Here is an 18,522-nt window from a genome sequence, read left to right as displayed (position 1 = left end):
ATGTTATTGTTTTTCGCGAGACGGATTGGTTTATGGAAGACATCATACGATCGCTTGGCTTCTTGTGCCTGGGCAGCAGGATGAAGCGTATAGGCGAGCAACTGCAAGCGGAGGCGCAGCGCCTGCTCGACCGGCTGGATGTTCCGGTTCAGGCGAGCCAGTACCCACTGCTGGCCGCGCTCGACAGGCTGGGCCCGCTGCCTGTCGGGGAACTGGCGCAATCGCTTGGCATCGCGCAGCCGGGTGTAACGCGAAGCGTCTCGCTTCTGGCCGGATTGGGATTGCTCGAGGTTAGTCCGTCGACCGATGACCAGCGGCGCAGGATTGTCTCTCTCACTCGGGACGGCCGGCGGCTGGTCGATGTCGCAAAGCGCGAGGTCTGGCCGCGCATCGAAAACGCCGTTGCGGATTTGTGCGCGGATCTTTCGGGGCCGCTTCTTGAGCAGCTGACCGCCATCGAGGACGGTCTAGCCGCGGCTCCTCTCGACCGTCGAGTGAAAAATCCGGAGGCCGCGGCGTAATGAGACACCTGCTCGACCGCCCTATCTGGAGCGCGCTTCAGACGCGACATCGGGCGTTCGCACAAGGTAATGACCTCGCCAGGCGGTATCGGCCGTCGATCGTTCCGTTCGCCGCCACTGGCGCCGACGACGCCGAAAGCCTGCGGGCGCTCGAACAGCTTGTCTCCGCGGGCGAGAGTGTCATCCTGCTTCAGTCGGACGCCATTGCTCTGCCCGCGGGGCTTTTTGCGACTTCCACCGCAGCCGGGGTTCAAATGATTGCCGAGCGGCCGTTGCAAACCGTGTCTGACCAACGTGTGCAACGTCTGACCCGAGACGATGCGGCTGAGATGCTCGCCCTGGCATTGCTCACCAAGCCTGGCCCATTCACGCTCGAAGCCCTGAGCCTGGGCGATTTTTGGGGCGTGAAAATCGAGGGCAGACTTGTGGCAATGGCCGGCGAGCGCATGAAGCAACCTGGCTATACCGAACTCAGCGGGGTGTGCTCACATCCGGAATTTCGCGGCGGTGGCCTAGGCAAGCTGCTGTCCCTGTTCGTGGCAAACCGGATAATGGCGCGCGGCGAAGTTCCCTATCTCCACGCCTATGCCAGCAACGCCACGGCCATCAGACTATACGAGTCCATTGGCTTCAGGTTGCGAAGCACAATGAATGTGGCCGTGGTTCAGCGCACCGAATGATTGGTCGGCGCATGATGCGCAGCATGGATGCATCTCATATCAGGAAAGGAAGGATTTCGTATGGTCGAAATCCTTCCTCGAGACTGCAAGGCCTTCCTGCGTCTCAGACCGCGATCTTGCCGCCGCCTTGCCTGGTGATGGCAACGACCGCCGGGCGCACCGGCATGTCCGGCTTGAAGTCAGGCCAGCGGGTCGACAAATCCTCATAATAGGACGGACGCCCAAAAGCCTCCCAATCCTCGCCACCGTCGCCTGGATGCTGGACGGCAACGAAAGCAGTCTGGTCGTCCGGCGCAAACAGGGGACCACACATTTCGGCGCCGATCGGCACACGGAAGAACAGCTTTGAGGTCGCCCGCGCCGGGCCTTCCGTGTCGACCGCCCACAGGCCGTCGGTGCGGCCTGTGGCCTTCGGGCCCTGGCCGTCGGTAGCAACCCAGAGGCGGCCGGCCGAATCGACCGCGCAATTGTCCGGCATGCCGAACCAGCCATTGGCAGTGGTTGCGGTGGAGAAGGTGGCGCCGATTTCGGCCACGGCGGGATCGCCGCATTTCAGCAGGATTTCCCACTTGCCCTTGGTGGCGGCAAAATCACCGCCGTCCTCGACGATCTCGATGATGTGGCCAAAGGCATTTTCGGCGCGCGGGTTGGCGGGGTCGACCTGATCGGCCTTGCGCTTCGAATTGTTGGTCAGCATGACATAGACTTTGCCATTGGCGGCATTGGGCTGGATGTCTTCCGGACGGTCCATCTTGGTGGCGCCGAGCAGGTCGGCGGCGCGGCGCGTCTCGATCAGCACGTCGGCCTGGCTGGCAAAGCCGTTCTCCGCCGTCAGCGGCCCTTGGCCGAAGACGATCGGCAGCCATTCGATTGAACCGTCCTCGGCGAACTTGGCGACATGCAAGGTGCCGTCGTCGAGCAAATTCATGTTGGCGGCGCGATCGTCCGGATTGAACTTGCCTGTGGTGACGAACTTATAGACATAGTCGAAGCGCTCGTCGTCGCCGAGGTAGAAGACGACACGGCCATCCTTGGCGACGATCGATTCTGCGCCCTCATGCTTGAAGCGGCCCATGGCGGTGCGCTTCCTCGGCACCGACGTCGGATCCTGGACGTCGACCTCGACGATCCAGCCGAAGCGGTTCGGCTCGTTCGGCTCCTTGCCGATATCGAAACGGTCGTGATGCGCCGCCCATTCATAGGCGCCTTCGGGAATGCCGAGGCGCTTGTAGTTGGCCGCCTCGTTATGGCCCTGCGGCAGCTCGCCCGAGAAATAGCCGTGGATGTTCTCCTCGGCCATGACATAGGTGCCCCACGGCGTGACGCCGCCGGCGCAGTTGTTGAGGGTGCCGATGACCTTCGTACCGCTCGGGTCGGCGCTGGTCTTGACGCGGTCGTGGCCGGCGACGGGGCCAGACAGTGCCATCTCGGTATTGGAAGTGATGCGGCGGTTGAGCTTGCCGTCGCGCACGACCTGCCATTTGCCGGCTTCTTTGCGGATCTCGACAATGGTGCCGCCATGCGCGGCCATCTCGACATCGACTTGCTCCTTGCTGAGGGGCGCCTGCTTGGCTTTGCCATCGACGATGGTGACGAGGCCCGGGAACATCAGATGCGGATTGGTGTATTCGTGGTTGACGACCAGCAGGCCATGCTCGGCTGAGCCGCCGATCGGGATATAACCGACATAGTCGTTGTTGTAGCCGAATTGTCTGGCCTGGGCTTCCGCCGACTGTTTTGTCGGATCGAATTCCGGCGAATCGGCGAACAGCGGATCGCCCCAGCGCAGCAGCACGTCGGCGTCATAGCCAGGTGCGACGTGATGCTTGTCGTCGATGCCGGCCTCGAGCTCGTCGAAAGCGAAGGCGGAGCCTTCGGCGGCGCGGGCGTTGTCGGCGGCGATCAGCGCCAGCGGGCTGACGGTAGCGGCTATGGCCGAGACGGCAAGCGAGCCCTTGAGGAAGCCGCGGCGCGAGAACCGCGCGGCGATGATCTCACCCATGGTGCGGTTGTCGGTGGGATTGGCTCCTGGCCCATCGTTTTCCTCGAGCAGACTGGTGCGGAAATGGGCGTCAGGGGTGCGATGTTCGGTCGAGCGCTGTTCAGTCATGGGGGCCTGCCTCTGGCTGGATGGATTGCTGGAGCGTGTTGTCTGGCCAATCCGGTATTACCGGCAGGTCACAGTTTGATGACATGCCGGCTAATTGCCACCTGCGATTTCGTATCCAACATCAGTCCCGCTTGACCGCGACCGGCGCTTCGGAAACAAGAGCTGCGGCAGGCGCGTAGGGACCGCATCGGGAGGAACAAAAGTGAGTTTCTGGGGACTTGGGCAGCTCTGCGTTTCGACCGTGATCTTCCTGCTGGCGGCGATGGCCGCAAAACAGTGGGGGCTGGCGCCGAGCCTCGGCAAGATCGTGCTGACGTTGGCGCTCTATTCGCTGGGCAATCTGATCATGCTGAGGCTGATCCGTGAATTCGGCATGTCGGTGTCGTTCAGCCTGTCGGCGGTGATCCAGCTGGTGTCGGTGAATGTGGTGGCGCTGGTCTTCTTCGGCGAGCGCGTCAATGCCTTACAGGCAACCGGCATTGTGCTTGCCGTCGCAGCTGTGGCGCTGATCACGCTCGGGCCCTATCTGCAAAGGCTGTAGCTGCGATCAGGCCGATGAAGAAGATTGCAAGCAGACTGCGCAACTGGCTGGAGTTCCCGGTTCTGCTGGCCGGGCTGGTCATTGCCGGCGGGCTGTGGGGGTTCGAAGAACTGATGGAGCTGGCGCGGGCGACCACGCCGCATGCCTTCGACACCGAAATCCTGCTTGCCTTCCGCAAGGCCGGCCAGCCCGACAATCCGATCGGACCGGCGTGGCTGGAAGGAGCGATGCGCGACGTCACCAGCCTTGGCAGCGCCAGCGTGCTGGTGCTGATCACGGCAGCAATGATCGTCTATCTGCTCCTTATCCGCAGGCCAGGCGCGGCGCTTCTCATGTTCGTCGCGGTGGCGGGCGGCCAGCTCCTGTCAAGCGTGCTGAAATTCGATATCGACCGGCCGCGCCCCGATCTGGTCTCGCATCTCGCCGATGTGGCATCGCTTTCGTTTCCGAGCGGCCACGCCATGCTGTCGGCGGTGACGTATTTGACGCTGGGCAGCATGGCGGCACGGTTTTTGCCCGGGCGCACGACGAAGATCTATGTGCTCGTGCTGGCGGTGCTGACGACGGTGGTGGTCGGCATCAGCCGCATCTATCTCGGCGTCCACTGGCCGTCCGACGTGCTGGCCGGCTGGTGCGCCGGCTTTGCCTGGGCGATGCTGTGCTGGCTGGCGGCACGACTGCTGCAGCGATGGCTAGGGCGGGCCGACGGCACCTGACGTCGGCCGGACTATTTCAAATCAGCCTGTTGATCAGGCCATGTCCGCAGCCTGCCAGCAGGAAAACCATCGACAGCACGACTGTCGAGGTCGCCAACGCTTTGAATGTCTTCACCTGCTCATCCTTTTTGAGGTCCTACTGTAAAATCGGTACCGTAATGGATGTCCCGCCAAACGATGCCGAGGTTTGTAGCATGCCAGCGCACCGGCTGGCAAAGACTGTTGCATGTTTCACATATGCAAGATGATGTTTGACCCATCATCATGAAGGTATTATACGTGATACTGCAGAACTCAGACGGGGTTTTGACCGATGATCACTGCCGCGCAGATGCGTGCCGCGAGGGCGCTGGCCGGCATCGATCAGAAGACCCTCGCCGAGCGCGCCGGGGTTTCGCTTCCAACCATTCAGCGCATGGAAGCGAGCGACGGCGTGGTCCGGGGCGTGGTCGATACGCTGATGAAGGTCATCCAGGCCCTTGAAGAGGCCGGGGTCGAGCTGATCGGCGAAAACCAGGCGAGCGAGCGTGGCGGCAGGGGCGTTCGCCTCAAGCCTGTCACGCCGCAGAACCCGCAAGGCTGACGCTACTGCCGCATCGCCGAAAATCAAATTCGGTTTTCGGATAGTCCGATGCGCGGGTCAAAAGTGTTGGGGCGTATCTGTGCGCCTATTTGGACGCACGCCGCTCCAAGTCGCGACGGCGACCGCCGACAGTCCTGCCGACGATCCCGCCGCTCCTTGGTTTCATGCGGAAGGCACTCGATGGATCAGACGCAGCGGGCAGTGCATCAACCGGCGCGGCCGACATTTTCCGAACTGTTCACCCCGAAGCTGGTGACGGTGCTGCGGGAGGGCTACACGCTCACGCATTTCAAGGCGGATGCCATCGCCGGGCTGACTGTCGCCATCATTGCGCTGCCGTTGTCGATGGCAATTGCCATTGCTTCAGGCGTGACGCCGGAGCGCGGGCTCTACACCTCGATCATTGGCGGCTTCCTGGTCTCGGCGCTTGGCGGCAGCCGTTTCCAGATCGGCGGCCCGGCCGGCGCCTTCATTGTGCTTGTGGCGGCGACAGTGGCGCGGGTTGGCGTCGACGGCTTGCTGCTGGCGACGATGATGGCCGGCGTGTTCCTGCTTGCCATCGGCTATCTCAGACTTGGCACCTACATCAAGTTCATCCCCTACCCGGTGACCGTCGGCTTCACCGCCGGCATCGCTGTCATCATCTTCTCCGGCCAGATCGTCGAACTGTTCGGGCTGAAGCTCGCCGGCAAGGAGCCAGGGCCGCTGGTGCCGAAGCTGATGGCCATCGGCGAAGCGGCCGGAACAATCAACCTCGCCGCAACTGCGGTGGCGGCGCTGACCATCATCACCATTGCGACGTTGAGGCGGTTTCGGCCGAAGTGGCCGGCTATGCTGATTGCCATCGGACTGGCATCCCTCGTCGTCGCATTGCTCGCCATGCCGGCCGAGACGATCGGCACGCGCTTCGGCGGCATCCCGCGCAGCCTGCAATGGCCGGCCTTCCCGCCGCTCAGCCTCGACAGGATAATCGACGTGCTGCCGGACGCCATCGCCTTTGCGCTGCTCGGGGCGATCGAATCGCTGCTGTCGGCCGTCGTCGCCGACGGCATGACCGGAAGGCGGCATCGCTCCAATTGCGAGTTGGTGGCGCAAGGCTTCGCCAATATCGCCTCCGCCTTGTTCGGCGGCATATGCACCACTGGCACCATTGCCCGCACCGCGACCAATGTACGGGCCGGCGCGCATGGACCGGTCTCAGGCATGATGCACTCGGCCATTCTGCTTGCTCTGATGCTGGTGGCGGCACCGCTGGCCAGCTATATCCCGCTTGCAGCACTTGCCGGCGTGCTGGCGGTGGTGTGCTGGAACATGTTCGAGAAACAGGCCTTCGCCACCTTGCTGCGCGCCTCGCGCGGCGATGCGCTGGTACTGATGGCGACGTTCCTGATCGTCATCTTCCGCGACCTGACCGAAGGCATCGTCGTCGGCTTCGCGCTAGGCTCGATCCTGTTCATCGACCGCATGGCCAAGAGCATCGCGGTGGAGGCGGACCATCAATCCCTGGTGCAGGAAGACGTCGCCGACCGAGCCAGCGCTTATGATTCCAGCGAGGCGAGCGATGCCGACACCGTCGTCTACCGGATATCGGGCGCCTTTTTCTTCGGCGCCGCCTCGACCGTCGGCACGGTGCTGGACCGCATCGCCGACCAGCGCAAGAACTTCATCCTCGACTGTTCGGCGGTGCCGTTCTTCGATTCGACGGCGGCCAATGTCATCGAGGGCGCGGCCCACAAGGCCAAGCGCGCCGGCGTTCGCTTTATTATCTCAGGCGCTTCACCGCAGACACGCCGCATGCTGATCAACCACGGTGTCAAGCGGCCGCTGGTGACTTATGCCGCATCGATCACGGATGCGCGGGCGCAGCTGAAGAAAGCCGCGCCCGCCGCCTGAGCTGGCAACTGCCGGCTTAGTCGAGGCCCAACGCTGAGACCTCGCCCTCGTTCATCAGCGGCACGAAGATTGTCGACTTGCCATCTGTGCCGATATCGGCGCTGCCCGGCTTGAACGTCGCAACCACTTGCGGCGTACCGCCGGCTTTGTAGCGGTAGAGCGTGCCGGTCATATAGGCAGTGGCGTAGATGCTGCCGCCGATGGCAACGACGCCATCGAGGTTGGCAAAGTTTTCCGCGCCAGCCAGAGGCGAAACGGCCTTGGTGGCGAGATCGACCGAGAGCAGGCCGCCCGGCTCCGCGGTGCTGAAGTCGGGCTTGATGCCCTTGCCCCACGAAGCGACGATCAGCCGGCCACCATCGGCGAAGATGCCATTCGGCGAAGCGAGCGCCGCATCCTTGATGAACAGTTCGAGCCGGTCGCCGTCGATGCGATAGATCGTATCGGCAAGCATATCCGTGACGTAGACCTTGCCGGATGCATCAGCGGTCATGTCGTTGAGAAAGACAGCGTTCGGCACGTCGATCGTCGACGCTAGCTTGCCGCTTTGGAGATCGACGACGCGCACATGGGTGATGTCGGCGACGTAGAGTTTGCCGCCGGCAATCGCCATGCCCTTGGGCGCGTCCATGCCGTCGGTCCAGTGTTGTGTGACCAGCTTGCCGTCCATCGACAGAACCGACAGATAGCCGTTGCCGTCGGCTTCGCCGGGATTGCCGACGATGTTCGAGACGATAACGCGCTGGCCGGCGGCGTCGAACAGCGCCGATTCAGGTTGCTCGAGGCCGCTGGCGCGCCAGAGTTCAGCGGCCTGAACTGCCGGCGCAGTCGCGATGCCGAAGATGGCGAGAAGTATCGGTGTGAAGAGGCTTTTCATGGCTAGTCTCCCGTAATGGACTGGCGGAGAGCTAGGCCTTTCGATACTTTCCGGGAAGATCTATCGGGACTAGTACCGAAGGTTGATACCAAATCGTGCAAAAGAGGTGCATCCCGTGAACGGCCTGATCTTCGACGCGCTGAAGCGGACGCTGAAGGCCAAGGGCGTGACCTACCGCGTCCTTGCCGAGCGAATGGGCGTTTCCGAGCCGACGGTGAAGCGCATCTTCCACGAGCGCAACTGCAAGCTCGACCGGCTGATGGAGATCTGCGCTGCCGCCGGCGTGGAGTTGGAGAACGTGCTCGGCTCTATGAACAGAGGACCAGGACCTGCCAACCACGTCGCGCCGGAGATCGAGCGCAAGCTCGCCGGCCGGCCGGCACTGCTGTTCATCTTCGTCATGCTTTCGGAAAAATTTACGCCCGAAGGCATCATGCGCTCACAGGGGTTGAGCGAGGCTTCGATGTTCCTCTATCTGCGAGACCTCGAGGAGTTGGGGCTGGTCGCGCTCGGTCGCGGCCTGTCGGCCAGGCTGCTGGTCGAGACGCCAATCCAGTGGAATTTCGACGGGCCATTGCGGCCACTGTTCGAGGTGACCAACAAGAACTTCATCGGCTGGGCCATCACGCATCTGGAGCGCGAGGCGACATTCGTCAGCTTCTCCAGGCGGATGCGGCCCGAGACGGCGGAAATGGTCAGGCGGGAGGCGGAGGAACTGGCCGAGCGCGCCAAATTGCTTGCGCATCACGATCAGCACACGACGCCCGAAGACGGGCTGGTCGGTTACAAGTGGACGTTTGCGTTCGGCGCAACGCCGTTCCCGGTGATCATGCCGATAGGGCCGCATCCGCGCGACGCCGGCGCGCGGACACCCGGCCGGGCCGCCGCAAAGACACGACGGCCGCTGCCGGCCTAGCCGCCACTCTGAACCCTTGTTTCGGCGCTGGTAATCCAGGGCTTGTCGTCCCAAATCATCTGCCGGTAGTCGAAACCATATTCGAGGGTCGGCTTGATGATGCGGAAATAGGGCGACAGGTCGAAGTCGCGCGGCGTGTAGAGCGAGTGATGGCGGATGTGCAGGATTTCCTTGCGCGAATAGCGTCTCACGGCGTGTAAGGCTTGTAGCCGGACGATTCCTCCTGCAGTCGGCCGGCAAGCCAGCGGCCAAGTCGGTCCAGAAGCGTGTCGCCGGGCTCGGTCATGCCAGACGGCGATTATCACAGGCGGCCAATTACACATGATCAGCCCACGCCAGGCGCGCCGGCGTCTTCGTGCGATACCGCTGTGAGATCGTCGCGCACCTTGTGGGCAAGCTTCCTTGTCGAGCGCTTCGGACGGTCGCCGAAAAGCTCGGCCGCCTCGGCGAGGCAGGTTTTTTTCAGGCTCTTTTCCGAGCGCTTCAGCAGCTTGGCAAGCAACCGCGTGTCCTCAGGGGGACCGAGCGGCTGGTCCTCGGCATCGAGAAGCGCGCGCATGACGAACACGTCGTGCAGTTCGCCGAGCCGCTCGCCCAATTCATCGACGGCCTTGCGCCGGGCCTTGATCGGCGTCGGCCACAGCCGGCCGAGCAGCGACAGGTGCATGCCATGCGTCTTGGCCGCCTTGCGCAGGTCGTGAAAGTCATCGGCTTCGCCGCGCGAAGCCGCCTTGTCCAGCGCTTTCCTGGCGCGGCGCAAAGTGGCGCGCGCGCCTTCGGCGAGCACGTCGGCAGCCTGCTCCGGCTGGTCGGGCAGAGCGAGCTTGTCGATCCGGCCGACACCTTCCTCGCAAGCGGCGATCGCCGCGCCTATCGCAGCATCGAGGCCTGCTCCGCCATGCAGTTCATGCTGGCGCGCGACGAGCCGGTCGCGAACGGCATCGAGGCCACCGCCGGCACTTTGCTCGGGAAAGCTTGCCGCTAGCCGGTCGATTGTTTCCACCAGTGCGGTTGCCTCGCGCGGGCCGGCAAGCAGGGCCGCCACCTGGCGGTAGCATTCATTCTCAGTCACGCAGAATGTTTCGTCTCCGGAACGGACAAGGCGCAGCAAGGCGCGGACGTTCTTCAGCCGTTTGCGACAGTTGTGCAGCCCCTGCTCGGGCCTGTCACGCGCGGCGTCCAGATGGACAAGCGCCTTGCCGATCTCCTCAGCGAGGATGCGTCTGATCTCGCCGGTCAGCGAGATGTGCGGATCGATACGAAAGCTCATGCGACGATCTCCGAAATCCCCCCAAGGGCGAGCGACGCGTTGTAAAATCTCGACTCGCCGGTGACTTCACGGCCGAGCCAATCTGGCAGCATTTCGTCCGGTACATCCTCCGGCGTCTCGAGCTCGGCGATCACCAACCCCGCAAGCGTCCCGCCGAAGACATCGACTTCGTAGAGATAGCCGCGGTGTCTAACATGATGGCGTGTCTTCTCGATGACATGTCCGATGGCAAAGGCCTGCATCTCCTGCGCCTCCGCCAAAGGCACCGGATATTCGAATTCATCGCGCTGGCGTGCCTGGCTGCCGAACTTGAGCGTCAGCTTGGCGACGGCATCATTGCTGATGCGCACACGCACCGTACGGCTGGGTTCGGCGACAAGGTAGAATTGACGGATATGAATGTCCGCCTCGACCATTGCCCGCCATTCCTCACCTGAGACCAGGAATTTACGCTCGATTTCCTTGCCCATGGCCATGCACTAGAGCGCGCACGGCCAGAGTTGGCAAGCCGCTTGATCGCAGTTGACTTTAATCATTCGATTGATTAAATTATCGATGATGATCAAATCGCCCAGCGCCAGCAGCCTTCCTCATGAGGCGCCCAAGACCGCCGCAGATATGACGCGGACGGCACTCGTGCGCGCGGCGCTGAAGCTGTTCGGACGCCAGGGTTTCGACGGCACGTCGACGCGCCAGATCGCGGCTGAGGCCAAGGCCAATATCGGCTCGATCGCCTATCATTTCGGCGGCAAGGAAGGGCTCCGCAACGCGGCAGCCGACTACATCGTCGACACCATCCAGACCGTTGCCGGCCAGGCGATCGGCAATCTGCAGGCGCCGGTCGCGGCATTGGCGGACACCGAGGCCGCGCGGGCACATTTAGCCGTCGCACTGGAGCGCATGGTCGCCTTCATCGCGGCAAGGCCGGAAGCCGGCGAGATTGTACAGTTCGTCCTGCGCGAGCTGTCGCATCCTACCGCGGCGCTCGACCGTATCTATGACGGCGTGTTCGAACCGGCGCATCGCCGGCTCTGCCTCATCTGGGAACAGGCGACGGGCGAGCCGGCCGAGAGCGAGCGCACAAAACTCACCGTATTCACGCTGATCGGCCAGGTCGTCTATTTCCGCATCGGCCGCGAGGCGGTTATGCGCCGGATGGGCTGGCGCAAGATCGGCGACGATGAGGCCGGCAAGATCGCGGCAACAATAACCGACAATCTCAGCGCGATTTTAGCTCGGCGCGATTTGGCTGTCCGGAAGGATCCTGGATCATGAGCCTGCTCTGTTCTTTGCCGCTTGCCGCCCAGCTTTTCAGCGCCTGCGCGCCGGCAGCACCGCTCGCCGTCGGCTACGTCGAGGGCGACTACGTCCTGCTCGCGCCGATCGAGGTGGCGCAGGTCGAGACGATTGCGGTCAAGCGCGGCGACCGCGTCACGCCCGGCACGCCGGTGGTGACGCTGGAAAACGCCGACGCCAAGATCGCCATCGCACAAGCCGAGGCGGCCCTTGCGCAGGCCCAGGCGCAACTTGCCGACCTGCAGGTCGGCAAGCGGCCGGAAGAGATTGCGGTGCTCAAGGCGCAGGTCGACATGGCCAAGGCGCAAGCCGCCGACGCCAAACGCCGTTACATCCGCGCCAGCGATCTGTTCAAACGCGGCACCGGCACACAGGCGGACTACGACACGGCTTCCGCGACGCTGGAGACGGCCAACGCGCAGGTCGGCCAGGCGGAGGCCAATCTCGCCGTCGGCGGCCTGCCGGCACGGCCCGAGACGATCAAGGCCGCCGACAATCAGGTCAGGCAGGCGCAGTCGGCGCTGGAGCAAGCGCAATGGCGGCTGTCGAAGCGCGTGCTGACGGCGCCCTCGCCCGGCCGGGTCAACGATGTCATCCGCTATCCTGGCGACACGGCCGGGCCGACCGCGCCGGTCATCTCCATACTGCCGGATGGCGCGGTGAAGCTTAGCGTCTATGTGCCGGAAAGCGCGTTCTCCTCGGTCGATGTCGGAACGCTGCTCAACGTCCATTGCGACGGTTGCGGATCGGGCGTGAAGGCTCGCGTCAGCTACGTGTCACCGGATCCGGAATTCACGCCGCCGGTGATCTACTCGCTCGAGACCCGGCAAAAGCTGGTCTATCTGGTGGAAGCGCGGCCGGAGGGCGACGCCAGCGCATTGCAGCCCGGGCAGATCGTCGACGTCGATCTGGCGGACATCGGAAAATGAACGTCATCGACGTGCATGGCCTGGTCAAGCGCTTCGGTGACAAGACCGTCGTCGACCATGTGACGATGACGGTGGCCGAGGGCGAGATCGTCGGCTTCCTCGGGCCGAACGGCTCAGGCAAGACGACGACCATCCGCATCATGTGCGGCTTGCTGACGCCGGATGAGGGCGAAGGCACGGTTCTGGGCTTCGACATTCGCACCGACAGCCTGCGGATCAAGCGCGAAGTCGGCTACATGACACAGAGATTCTCGTTCTACGAAGACCTCACGATCGGCGAGAATCTCGAATTCGTGGCACGGCTTTACCGGCTGAAGCCGCTCGACGGGCATGTGGCTAAGACGCTTGAGGAGCTCGGCCTGACATCGCGCAAGAACCAGCTGGCCGGTACGCTGTCCGGCGGCTGGAAGCAGCGGCTGGCGCTGGCCGCCTGCATCATGCACAAGCCGAAATTGCTGCTGCTCGACGAGCCGACGGCGGGCGTCGATCCGAAGGCCAGACGCGAATTCTGGGACGAGATCCACCGGCTGGCGAGCGGCGGCCTGACCGTGCTGGTCTCCACCCATTACATGGACGAAGCCGAGCGCTGCCACCGCATCAGCTACATCTCCTACGGCAAGATGCTGGCCACTGGCACGGTCGAGGACGTGGTGAGGAATGCCGGGCTGACCACCTTCGTCCTGCAAGGGCCACGGCTCGATCAGGTCGCGGCCGCACTTCATGGCCGCCACGGCGTCGACCAGGTGGCGCCGTTCGGGGCGACGCTGCATGTCGTCGGTTCCGACAGGAAGGCGCTTCAGGCAGCGCTTGCCGATGTCGAGAAGGAGCACAAGGGCGTCACGGTATCGCCCGGCGAGACCAGCCTGGAGGATGTGTTCATCCAGTTCATGTCCGGTTCGAAGGACAACATGGGATGAAGAACGGGATAAACAGCATCTTTTCCTTCGCCAGGCTAGGCGCGCTGCTGATCAAGGAGTTCATCCAGATGCGGCGCGACCGCATCACCTTCGCCATGATGCTCGGCGTGCCGCTGATGCAGCTGGTGCTGTTCGGCTATGCCATCAACAACGATCCGAAGAGCCTGCCGGCAGCGCTGGTGGCGATGAGCAGCGATCCTTACACGCGGGCCATGGTTTCGGCGCTGCAGACCACCGGCTATTACCGCTTCGACCATGTTGCGCAAAGTGCCGCCGAAGCCGAATTCCTGATGGCGCGCGGCGATGTCGCCTTCGTCGTCACCATTCCCGCCGATTTTGCCCGACGGGTCGAGCGCGGCGACAGCCCGCAGATCCTGATCGAGGCGGATGCAACCGACCCGGCCGTCGCGAGCGGCGCCATCTCGACGCTCGGCACCGTCGCCAACCAGGCGCTGCTCAGGGCACGCGGCATGCAGGAGACGGCGGCCGAAGCTGCCCGGGGCCAGCTCCAGGTGGTGGTGCACCGGCGCTACAATCCGGAAGCCGTCTCGCAGTACAACATCGTGCCCGGTCTGCTCGGCGTCATCCTGCAGATGACGATGGTGATGATGACCTCGATCGCGCTGACGCGCGAGACCGAACGCGGCACGATGGAGAACCTTCTGGCGATGCCGTCCAGCCCGCTCGAGATCATGCTGGGCAAGGTGCTGCCCTATCTAGCGGTAGGCGCCGTGCAGGTGGTGGTGGTGCTGGCGGCCTCGAAGCTTCTGTTTGCCATACCCTTCACCGGATCTATGTCGCTGCTGTTGACGGCGGTCCTGATCTTCGTCTTGGCGCTGGTGCTGCTCGGCTACACGATTTCGACGATCGCCCGCACGCAGATGCAGGCCCTGCAGCTCACCTTCTTTTTCTTCCTGCCGTCGATCATGCTGTCCGGCTTCATGTTCCCCTATCGCGGCATGCCGGACTGGGCGCAAGTTTTCGGCGAAGTGCTGCCGCTGACGCATTTCCTGCGCATTATCCGCGCGGTGATGCTGAAGGGCGCCGAGCTGCCGGCAGTTGCAACGGAGATCGGCTGGCTGGTGGTGTTCGTGGCGCTGTTCGCCGGCATTGCGCTGGTGCGGTTCCGCCGGACGCTGGATTAGGGTCGGCGCAATCAGCTTGCGCAAATGATCGAGAATCACACGGCCTTGGCCTGGCCCGGGACCGGTGTCAATTCAGGTGCATTGAGCCCTTCGAAGGGATCGCGCCAGGCATCGATTTCTTCAAGCTGCCGATACCAGCGGCCGACAGAGGGATAATCGTCGAGAGGCAATCGGGCGACGTCGTTGAAGGGCAGAAACGTCGCCATTCGAAAGTCGGCGTAGGAAACCGAATTTCCGACCAGCCATTCTCGCTGGGAAAGCTCAGCATCAAGTATTGCAGCGGCGGTACTGAAGTCCCTCAGGCCCTCCTCAACCCGTGCCTGATCGATCGGGCCGAGCCCATAGCGCTGTTTGGTCCCGCGTTCGAAATGCACAACGTCGCAGGCTCTTGCGAAGTTCTCCTTGCCCCAACTCAGCCATCGGATCATCTCCGGCTCGTCGTCGCCGGCGCGCCAGAAATGCGAATGCGTGTCGCGTGAAAGCCGGCAGGCTATGGCATCGGCCTCCCAGAGGCTTTTTCCCAAGTCCACAAGGATGGGCAATGAAAGATTTGGATTGAGCGGCCGAAAGCGCTCGGCCTGCCCCGGAGCGAAGGGGGAGGCGAATTCAAACTCGACCTTGGCATTGAGATAACGTGCCACGGCGACCGCGAGGCGAGGATTGGGATTGCGGCTGAAGAACAGTTTCATTGATCTCAGTCTTTGAATGGGGCCGGTTCGACCGGACGCAACGGAGGCTCGAGCGCCTCGAACCGGCACATGACCTGCAACTGGTTGCTATCTTAGCTGGCAGCAATGATCTCGGCATAGGTGCTGAAATCGACATTGCCGCCGGACAGCACCACGGCCACGCATTTCCCGGTAAGGTCGATCTCGCCTGACGACAGCGCGGCCAAGCCGACGCAGCCGCCAGGTTCGACCACCAGCTTCAGGCAAGCCATCGCGTCGCGCGTCGCCTGAGCCACCGCCTTGTCGGAAACGGCGATGGCGCCCGCGAGATTCTTGCGGTTGATCTCGAAAGTGATCGCACCCGGCTCGGCGACGAGAAGGGCATCGCAGATCGAGGTGTGGCCGGGCACGTTCGACACCCTGGCGCCTTGGATCAGCGAGCGGCGTGTGTCGTCGAAATGCTCGGGTTCCACAGCCCAGACGGCGGTGTCCGGCGAGGCGTCCTTGATCGCGATCGAAATGCCGCTGCTCAACCCGCCGCCGCCGCAGGGAACCACCACCGCATCGAGGCTGACGCCAAGCGCTTTTGCTTGGCGCATCAATTCGAGGCCGATCGTGCCCTGGCCGGCGATGATGGCCGGATCGTCGTAGGGCGGCACCAGGACCATGCCCTTTTCCACGTAAGAACGGACAACGGCAGTGCGATCGTCGCGGACCCGGTCGAAGGTGATCACTTCGGCGCCCATCTTCCTGACATTGCCGACCTTCATCGCCGGCGCATCGGCAGGCATGGCGATGATGGCCTTGACGCCGAACATCGCCGCTGCGGCGGCAACGCCTTGCGCGTGATTGCCCGACGAGAAGGCGACGACGCCGCGGGCGCGTTCTTCCGCCGAGAGCGAGGAGAGCCTGTTATAGGCACCGCGGAACTTGAACGAGCCGGTGCGCTGCAACGTCTCCGGCTTGAACAGGATCCTGGCGCCGAAGCGCTTGTTCAACTCCGGCGATTCGATCAGCGGCGTTTCGACGATCAGTCCGGACAATCGCGCTGCTGCGCTGTGAATATCGGCGATGCCGGGAGGGATGGTCATGGCTGGGGTCCTGCAAGAAATGAGACCGCCTATGGTGCACGGAAAGGGAGGCCGCGCACCAATAAAAAATGTGACCGTTACAAATCGACTTGGAGGCAGGAGTGGGGCGTGACTGTCACCCACCGCCGCCTCCGCCCTCCGCTATGCATTCGTCACTTCAATCGACAAATCGTTGCCTGACCGGCATTGCCGGCCGCTCCTCATCCCAACAGCGTCTTTTTCCGTTTGGGGCCGCCCATCTTGCGCCAGGTGTTGAAGCGATGGGTGGCAGCAGCGAAGGAGATCTTCATCTGCTGAGCAACCGAATAGCGCGACTTACCCTCGTCGAACAGGCGATAGCAGCACTCGACGCCCTCCTCGGTCAACTTGCCGTCGGGAGCCTTGTTGTGTGGATTGGCGGGATCGAATTTTTCGACCTGCTGCTCGACCAGCCCTTTCAGGCGCTGCAAGTCCGCCTCGATGTTAGCGATCAGGTCGAGAACCGGCTTGGGGTCAAATGGCTGCTGTTGTTCCGGCATCTGCGGGGTTCCTTTCTCTTGGTTCAGATTCGATCATATAGGTGAACGTTTGCCGATAGCAAACGATGCCTCGTTCGGTTTCGACGTCGATACTTTTGAGCAGATGAGTGGAGGGGCGCGATTGACCGAGGATGTGCGAAGCTCTAGTTTAGAACTATTCTAAACTGGGGCGAATTTCTCATGCTTTCCCGCGTTTTTGGCTTCGGCCGCCGTCCGTTTGAATCTCTCTCGGAGCAGGAGATCCTGGCGCTCGCAATCTCCTCCGAGGAGGATGACGGGCGCATCTATCGCGCCTATGCCGACGGGCTGGCGGAAAGCTTTCCGCAATCGGCCAAAGTGTTCGAGGAGATGGCGGAGGAAGAGGACGGCCATCGCGACGCGCTGATCGAGCTTTACCGCAAGCGTTTCGGCGAGCGCATACCGCTGATCCGGCGCGAGCATGTGAAGGGTTATTACGAGCGCAAGCCGGACTGGCTGGTGAGGCCGCTCGGTATCGATCATGTGCGCAGCCAAGCCGAGGCCATGGAGCGGCAGGCCTACCTGTTCTATATCGAGGCGGCCAAACGCACAGGCGATGCCTCGACGAGAAAGTTGCTCGACGATCTGGCGGTGGCCGAACAGGGCCACGAGACACTGGCGCAGCGGCTGGAGCAAAAGCATATATCGGGCGCGGTCAAGGACGAAGAGGCGGCGGCCGAGCAACGTCAGTTCATCCTGACCTACGTGCAGCCCGGGCTGGCCGGGCTGATGGATGGCTCGGTGTCGACGCTGGCGCCGATCTTTGCCGCGGCCTTTGCCACGCACGACACGTTCCAGACCTTTCTGGTCGGGCTTGCCGCCTCGATCGGCGCCGGTATCTCGATGGGATTCACCGAAGTGGCCTCCGACGACGGCAAGCTATCCGGCCGCGGCTCGCCGGTAAAACGCGGGCTGACCGTCGGCGTCATGACGACGCTGGGCGGGCTCGGGCACGCGCTGCCCTATCTCATCCCGCTTTTCTGGACGGCGACGATCGTCGCCGCGGTCGTGGTGTTCTTCGAACTTTGGACGATCGCCTTCGTACAGAACCGCTACATGCAGACGCCATTCTGGCGCGCCGCCTTCCAGGTGGTGCTGGGCGGCGCGCTGGTGTTTGCGGCAGGGGTGCTGATCGGGAATGCATAGCAGTCGCTACCCATTCACCGCCCGGCTGTCTGCTGGCGCCTCGGCGCGTTCGGTCAGGCCGTAGTCGCGCATGACATGGGCGATCCGCAAACGGTAGCCGGCAAAGATGCCGCCGCGCCCAGCCCTCTGCGCCTGCCGATGTTCCTGCGTGTTGCGCCAGGCCTTCACCGCATCCTCGTCGCGCCAGAAGGACAGCGACAGGATGCGGTTCGGATCGGCAAGGCTCTGGAAGCGCTCGATCGACAGGAAACCGTCGATGCCGTCGAGCAGTGGGCGCAGATCGGCGGCGATGCCGAGATAGGCATCGCGCATGCCCGCCGCCGGCTCGACCTCGAAGATGACGGCGATCATGGCTTCACCAAAGAAGCATGTGGCCCGGAGGCCAGTTTGAGGAAGATGTGGTCCTCCTTCAGGATAAATTTTTCCCGCCGGGCGAACTCGTAATTCGCCTTGCCGGCGGGATCGGCGGCGAGCCGGGCGCGGTAGGCTTCGTAGGCCGCAAGACTGTCGATGTTGTAGGCGGCATAAGCCGTAGTGGCCGAGCCTTCGTGCGGCGCGAAATAGCCGATCAGATCGGCGCCGCAGCGCGGGATCGCCTGCCCCCAATTGCGTGCATATTCCTCGAACGCCGCCTTGCCGAACGGATCGATCTCGTAGCGGATGAAGCAGGTGATGGTCATTTTCGCC

21 protein-coding genes and 1 pseudogene are annotated in these 18,522 nt (G+C 63.1%); 12 read left to right on the top strand and 10 right to left on the bottom strand.

Features of this window, described 5'->3' with window-relative positions; all coding sequences use genetic code 11:
- The first annotated feature begins 32 nt into the window (after positions 1–32).
- Together NKH78_RS05470 and NKH78_RS05465 are read left to right on the top strand one after the other, a co-directional pair.
- Positions 33–521 carry a MarR family winged helix-turn-helix transcriptional regulator gene (locus tag NKH78_RS05470; RefSeq protein ID WP_352737833.1) on the top strand — a complete coding sequence of 163 codons (489 nt, stop codon included), beginning with the start codon at positions 33–35 and terminating at the stop codon, positions 519–521.
- Positions 521–1,201, top strand: a complete 681-nt coding sequence (locus tag NKH78_RS05465) for a GNAT family N-acetyltransferase (RefSeq protein WP_352476871.1) — start codon at positions 521–523, stop codon at positions 1,199–1,201. Before NKH78_RS05470 ends, NKH78_RS05465 begins: the two co-directional genes overlap by 1 nt.
- A gap of 103 nt (positions 1,202–1,304) precedes the next feature.
- On the opposite strand, the gene NKH78_RS05460 is transcribed toward NKH78_RS05465, so the two are convergent.
- Positions 1,305–3,311 (bottom strand): PhoX family protein, encoded by a 2,007-nt coding sequence (locus NKH78_RS05460; RefSeq protein WP_352737834.1) that lies wholly within the window; start codon positions 3,309–3,311, stop codon positions 1,305–1,307.
- A gap of 202 nt (positions 3,312–3,513) precedes the next feature.
- On the opposite strand from NKH78_RS05460, the gene NKH78_RS05455 reads away from it, so the two are divergent.
- The 4 genes from NKH78_RS05455 to NKH78_RS05440 all read left to right on the top strand — a co-directional run bounded on the left by NKH78_RS05455 (position 3,514) and on the right by NKH78_RS05440 (position 7,044).
- A complete protein-coding gene (locus NKH78_RS05455; protein ID WP_352737835.1) occupies positions 3,514–3,852 on the top strand; it encodes a hypothetical protein in 339 nt (112 codons plus the stop codon).
- A 14-nt stretch (positions 3,853–3,866) separates the two neighbouring features.
- Positions 3,867–4,568, top strand: coding sequence for a phosphatase PAP2 family protein (locus NKH78_RS05450; protein ID WP_352476869.1), 702 nt, complete (start codon positions 3,867–3,869; stop codon positions 4,566–4,568).
- A gap of 313 nt (positions 4,569–4,881) precedes the next feature.
- Entirely contained in the window at positions 4,882–5,151 is a 270-nt protein-coding gene (locus NKH78_RS05445; RefSeq protein ID WP_292656925.1) for a helix-turn-helix domain-containing protein, read from the top strand.
- Positions 5,152–5,331: 180 nt separating this feature from the next.
- Complete coding sequence (locus NKH78_RS05440; RefSeq protein ID WP_352701120.1) at positions 5,332–7,044, top strand: SulP family inorganic anion transporter; 1,713 nt, start codon at positions 5,332–5,334, stop codon at positions 7,042–7,044.
- A gap of 16 nt (positions 7,045–7,060) precedes the next feature.
- Here the strand turns inward: NKH78_RS05440 and NKH78_RS05435 are convergent, their stop codons facing one another.
- Entirely contained in the window at positions 7,061–7,921 is an 861-nt protein-coding gene (locus NKH78_RS05435) for an SMP-30/gluconolactonase/LRE family protein (protein WP_352509402.1), read from the bottom strand.
- Between the two features lie 115 nt (positions 7,922–8,036).
- Here NKH78_RS05435 and NKH78_RS05430 point away from each other — a divergent pair, with 115 nt between their 5' ends.
- Positions 8,037–8,837: a helix-turn-helix domain-containing protein gene (locus NKH78_RS05430; RefSeq protein WP_352737836.1), complete on the top strand. Its 801-nt coding sequence runs from the start codon at positions 8,037–8,039 to the stop codon at positions 8,835–8,837.
- On the opposite strand, the pseudogene NKH78_RS05425 reads toward NKH78_RS05430, so the two are convergent.
- From NKH78_RS05425 to NKH78_RS05415, 3 genes and pseudogenes are all read right to left on the bottom strand, one after another.
- Positions 8,834–9,019: pseudogene (locus tag NKH78_RS05425) on the bottom strand (hypothetical protein); the annotation flags it as partial. The gene NKH78_RS05430 and the pseudogene NKH78_RS05425 overlap by 4 nt on opposite strands.
- Positions 9,020–9,162: 143 nt before the next feature.
- Positions 9,163–10,107, bottom strand: coding sequence for a CHAD domain-containing protein (locus NKH78_RS05420; protein ID WP_352737837.1), 945 nt, complete (start codon positions 10,105–10,107; stop codon positions 9,163–9,165).
- Positions 10,104–10,577, bottom strand: coding sequence for a CYTH domain-containing protein (locus NKH78_RS05415; RefSeq protein ID WP_352737838.1), 474 nt, complete (start codon positions 10,575–10,577; stop codon positions 10,104–10,106). The genes NKH78_RS05420 and NKH78_RS05415 overlap by 4 nt, the downstream gene beginning before the upstream one ends.
- Before the next feature lie 88 nt (positions 10,578–10,665).
- On the opposite strand from NKH78_RS05415, the gene NKH78_RS05410 reads away from it, so the two are divergent.
- From NKH78_RS05410 to NKH78_RS05395, 4 genes are read left to right on the top strand one after another with little or no spacing between them, the layout of a single operon-like run.
- Entirely contained in the window at positions 10,666–11,382 is a 717-nt protein-coding gene (locus tag NKH78_RS05410) for a CerR family C-terminal domain-containing protein (RefSeq protein WP_352737889.1), read from the top strand.
- Positions 11,379–12,332 carry an HlyD family secretion protein gene (locus tag NKH78_RS05405; protein WP_352737839.1) on the top strand — a complete coding sequence of 318 codons (954 nt, stop codon included), beginning with the start codon at positions 11,379–11,381 and terminating at the stop codon, positions 12,330–12,332. Before NKH78_RS05410 ends, NKH78_RS05405 begins: the two co-directional genes overlap by 4 nt.
- On the top strand, positions 12,329–13,249 hold the full coding sequence (locus NKH78_RS05400) for an ABC transporter ATP-binding protein (protein ID WP_352737840.1): 921 nt from the start codon (positions 12,329–12,331) through the stop codon (positions 13,247–13,249). Before NKH78_RS05405 ends, NKH78_RS05400 begins: the two co-directional genes overlap by 4 nt.
- Before the next feature lie 8 nt (positions 13,250–13,257).
- A complete protein-coding gene (locus NKH78_RS05395; RefSeq protein ID WP_352477089.1) occupies positions 13,258–14,394 on the top strand; it encodes an ABC transporter permease in 1,137 nt (378 codons plus the stop codon).
- Positions 14,395–14,429: 35 nt separating this feature from the next.
- On the opposite strand, the gene NKH78_RS05390 is transcribed toward NKH78_RS05395, so the two are convergent.
- The 3 genes from NKH78_RS05390 to NKH78_RS05380 form a co-directional block, all read right to left on the bottom strand.
- On the bottom strand, positions 14,430–15,083 hold the full coding sequence (locus tag NKH78_RS05390; RefSeq protein ID WP_254818026.1) for a glutathione S-transferase family protein: 654 nt from the start codon (positions 15,081–15,083) through the stop codon (positions 14,430–14,432).
- Positions 15,084–15,175: 92 nt separating this feature from the next.
- Entirely contained in the window at positions 15,176–16,153 is a 978-nt protein-coding gene (locus tag NKH78_RS05385) for a threonine/serine dehydratase family protein (protein WP_352737841.1), read from the bottom strand.
- A 200-nt stretch (positions 16,154–16,353) separates the two neighbouring features.
- Positions 16,354–16,671 (bottom strand): hypothetical protein, encoded by a 318-nt coding sequence (locus NKH78_RS05380; protein ID WP_352509480.1) that lies wholly within the window; start codon positions 16,669–16,671, stop codon positions 16,354–16,356.
- Between the two features lie 180 nt (positions 16,672–16,851).
- On the opposite strand from NKH78_RS05380, the gene mbfA reads away from it, so the two are divergent.
- The gene (gene mbfA, locus NKH78_RS05375; protein WP_254818023.1) at positions 16,852–17,835 is read left to right on the top strand and encodes an iron exporter MbfA; all 984 of its coding nucleotides are present in this window, start codon (positions 16,852–16,854) and stop codon (positions 17,833–17,835) included.
- A 6-nt stretch (positions 17,836–17,841) separates the two neighbouring features.
- Here mbfA and NKH78_RS05370 read toward each other — a convergent pair whose 3' ends face one another.
- Together NKH78_RS05370 and NKH78_RS05365 are read right to left on the bottom strand one after the other, a co-directional pair.
- Complete coding sequence (locus tag NKH78_RS05370; protein ID WP_254818022.1) at positions 17,842–18,186, bottom strand: antibiotic biosynthesis monooxygenase family protein; 345 nt, start codon at positions 18,184–18,186, stop codon at positions 17,842–17,844.
- Positions 18,183–18,515, bottom strand: a complete 333-nt coding sequence (locus NKH78_RS05365) for an NIPSNAP family protein (protein ID WP_352737842.1) — start codon at positions 18,513–18,515, stop codon at positions 18,183–18,185. Before NKH78_RS05365 ends, NKH78_RS05370 begins: the two co-directional genes overlap by 4 nt.
- Between the last annotated feature and the right edge of the window lie 7 nt (positions 18,516–18,522).

Source organism: Mesorhizobium sp. M0910 (genome assembly GCF_040319465.1).
In the GTDB taxonomy this organism is placed as follows: Bacteria; Pseudomonadota; Alphaproteobacteria; order Rhizobiales; family Rhizobiaceae; genus Mesorhizobium.
The sequence above is the reverse complement of the archived record's forward strand: the minus strand, read 5'-3'. Positions and strand labels throughout refer to the sequence as shown.

What these genes read in the sequence shown, in the direction of transcription:
- NKH78_RS05470 (WP_352737833.1), top strand. Translation starts at nt 33, where the DNA reads ATGGAAGACATCATACGATCGCTTGGCTTCTTGTGCCTGGGCAGCAGG.
- NKH78_RS05465 (WP_352476871.1), top strand. Translation starts at nt 521, where the DNA reads ATGAGACACCTGCTCGACCGCCCTATCTGGAGCGCGCTTCAGACGCGA.
- NKH78_RS05460 (WP_352737834.1), bottom strand. Translation starts at nt 3,311, where the DNA reads ATGACTGAACAGCGCTCGACCGAACATCGCACCCCTGACGCCCATTTC.
- NKH78_RS05450 (WP_352476869.1), top strand. Translation starts at nt 3,867, where the DNA reads ATGAAGAAGATTGCAAGCAGACTGCGCAACTGGCTGGAGTTCCCGGTT.
- NKH78_RS05445 (WP_292656925.1), top strand. Translation starts at nt 4,882, where the DNA reads ATGATCACTGCCGCGCAGATGCGTGCCGCGAGGGCGCTGGCCGGCATC.
- NKH78_RS05440 (WP_352701120.1), top strand. Translation starts at nt 5,332, where the DNA reads ATGGATCAGACGCAGCGGGCAGTGCATCAACCGGCGCGGCCGACATTT.
- NKH78_RS05435 (WP_352509402.1), bottom strand. Translation starts at nt 7,921, where the DNA reads ATGAAAAGCCTCTTCACACCGATACTTCTCGCCATCTTCGGCATCGCG.
- NKH78_RS05420 (WP_352737837.1), bottom strand. Translation starts at nt 10,107, where the DNA reads ATGAGCTTTCGTATCGATCCGCACATCTCGCTGACCGGCGAGATCAGA.
- NKH78_RS05415 (WP_352737838.1), bottom strand. Translation starts at nt 10,577, where the DNA reads ATGGGCAAGGAAATCGAGCGTAAATTCCTGGTCTCAGGTGAGGAATGG.
- NKH78_RS05410 (WP_352737889.1), top strand. Translation starts at nt 10,666, where the DNA reads ATGATCAAATCGCCCAGCGCCAGCAGCCTTCCTCATGAGGCGCCCAAG.
- NKH78_RS05405 (WP_352737839.1), top strand. Translation starts at nt 11,379, where the DNA reads ATGAGCCTGCTCTGTTCTTTGCCGCTTGCCGCCCAGCTTTTCAGCGCC.
- NKH78_RS05400 (WP_352737840.1), top strand. Translation starts at nt 12,329, where the DNA reads ATGAACGTCATCGACGTGCATGGCCTGGTCAAGCGCTTCGGTGACAAG.
- NKH78_RS05390 (WP_254818026.1), bottom strand. Translation starts at nt 15,083, where the DNA reads ATGAAACTGTTCTTCAGCCGCAATCCCAATCCTCGCCTCGCGGTCGCC.
- NKH78_RS05385 (WP_352737841.1), bottom strand. Translation starts at nt 16,153, where the DNA reads ATGACCATCCCTCCCGGCATCGCCGATATTCACAGCGCAGCAGCGCGA.
- NKH78_RS05380 (WP_352509480.1), bottom strand. Translation starts at nt 16,671, where the DNA reads ATGCCGGAACAACAGCAGCCATTTGACCCCAAGCCGGTTCTCGACCTG.
- mbfA (WP_254818023.1), top strand. Translation starts at nt 16,852, where the DNA reads ATGCTTTCCCGCGTTTTTGGCTTCGGCCGCCGTCCGTTTGAATCTCTC.
- NKH78_RS05370 (WP_254818022.1), bottom strand. Translation starts at nt 18,186, where the DNA reads ATGATCGCCGTCATCTTCGAGGTCGAGCCGGCGGCGGGCATGCGCGAT.
- NKH78_RS05365 (WP_352737842.1), bottom strand. Translation starts at nt 18,515, where the DNA reads ATGACCATCACCTGCTTCATCCGCTACGAGATCGATCCGTTCGGCAAG.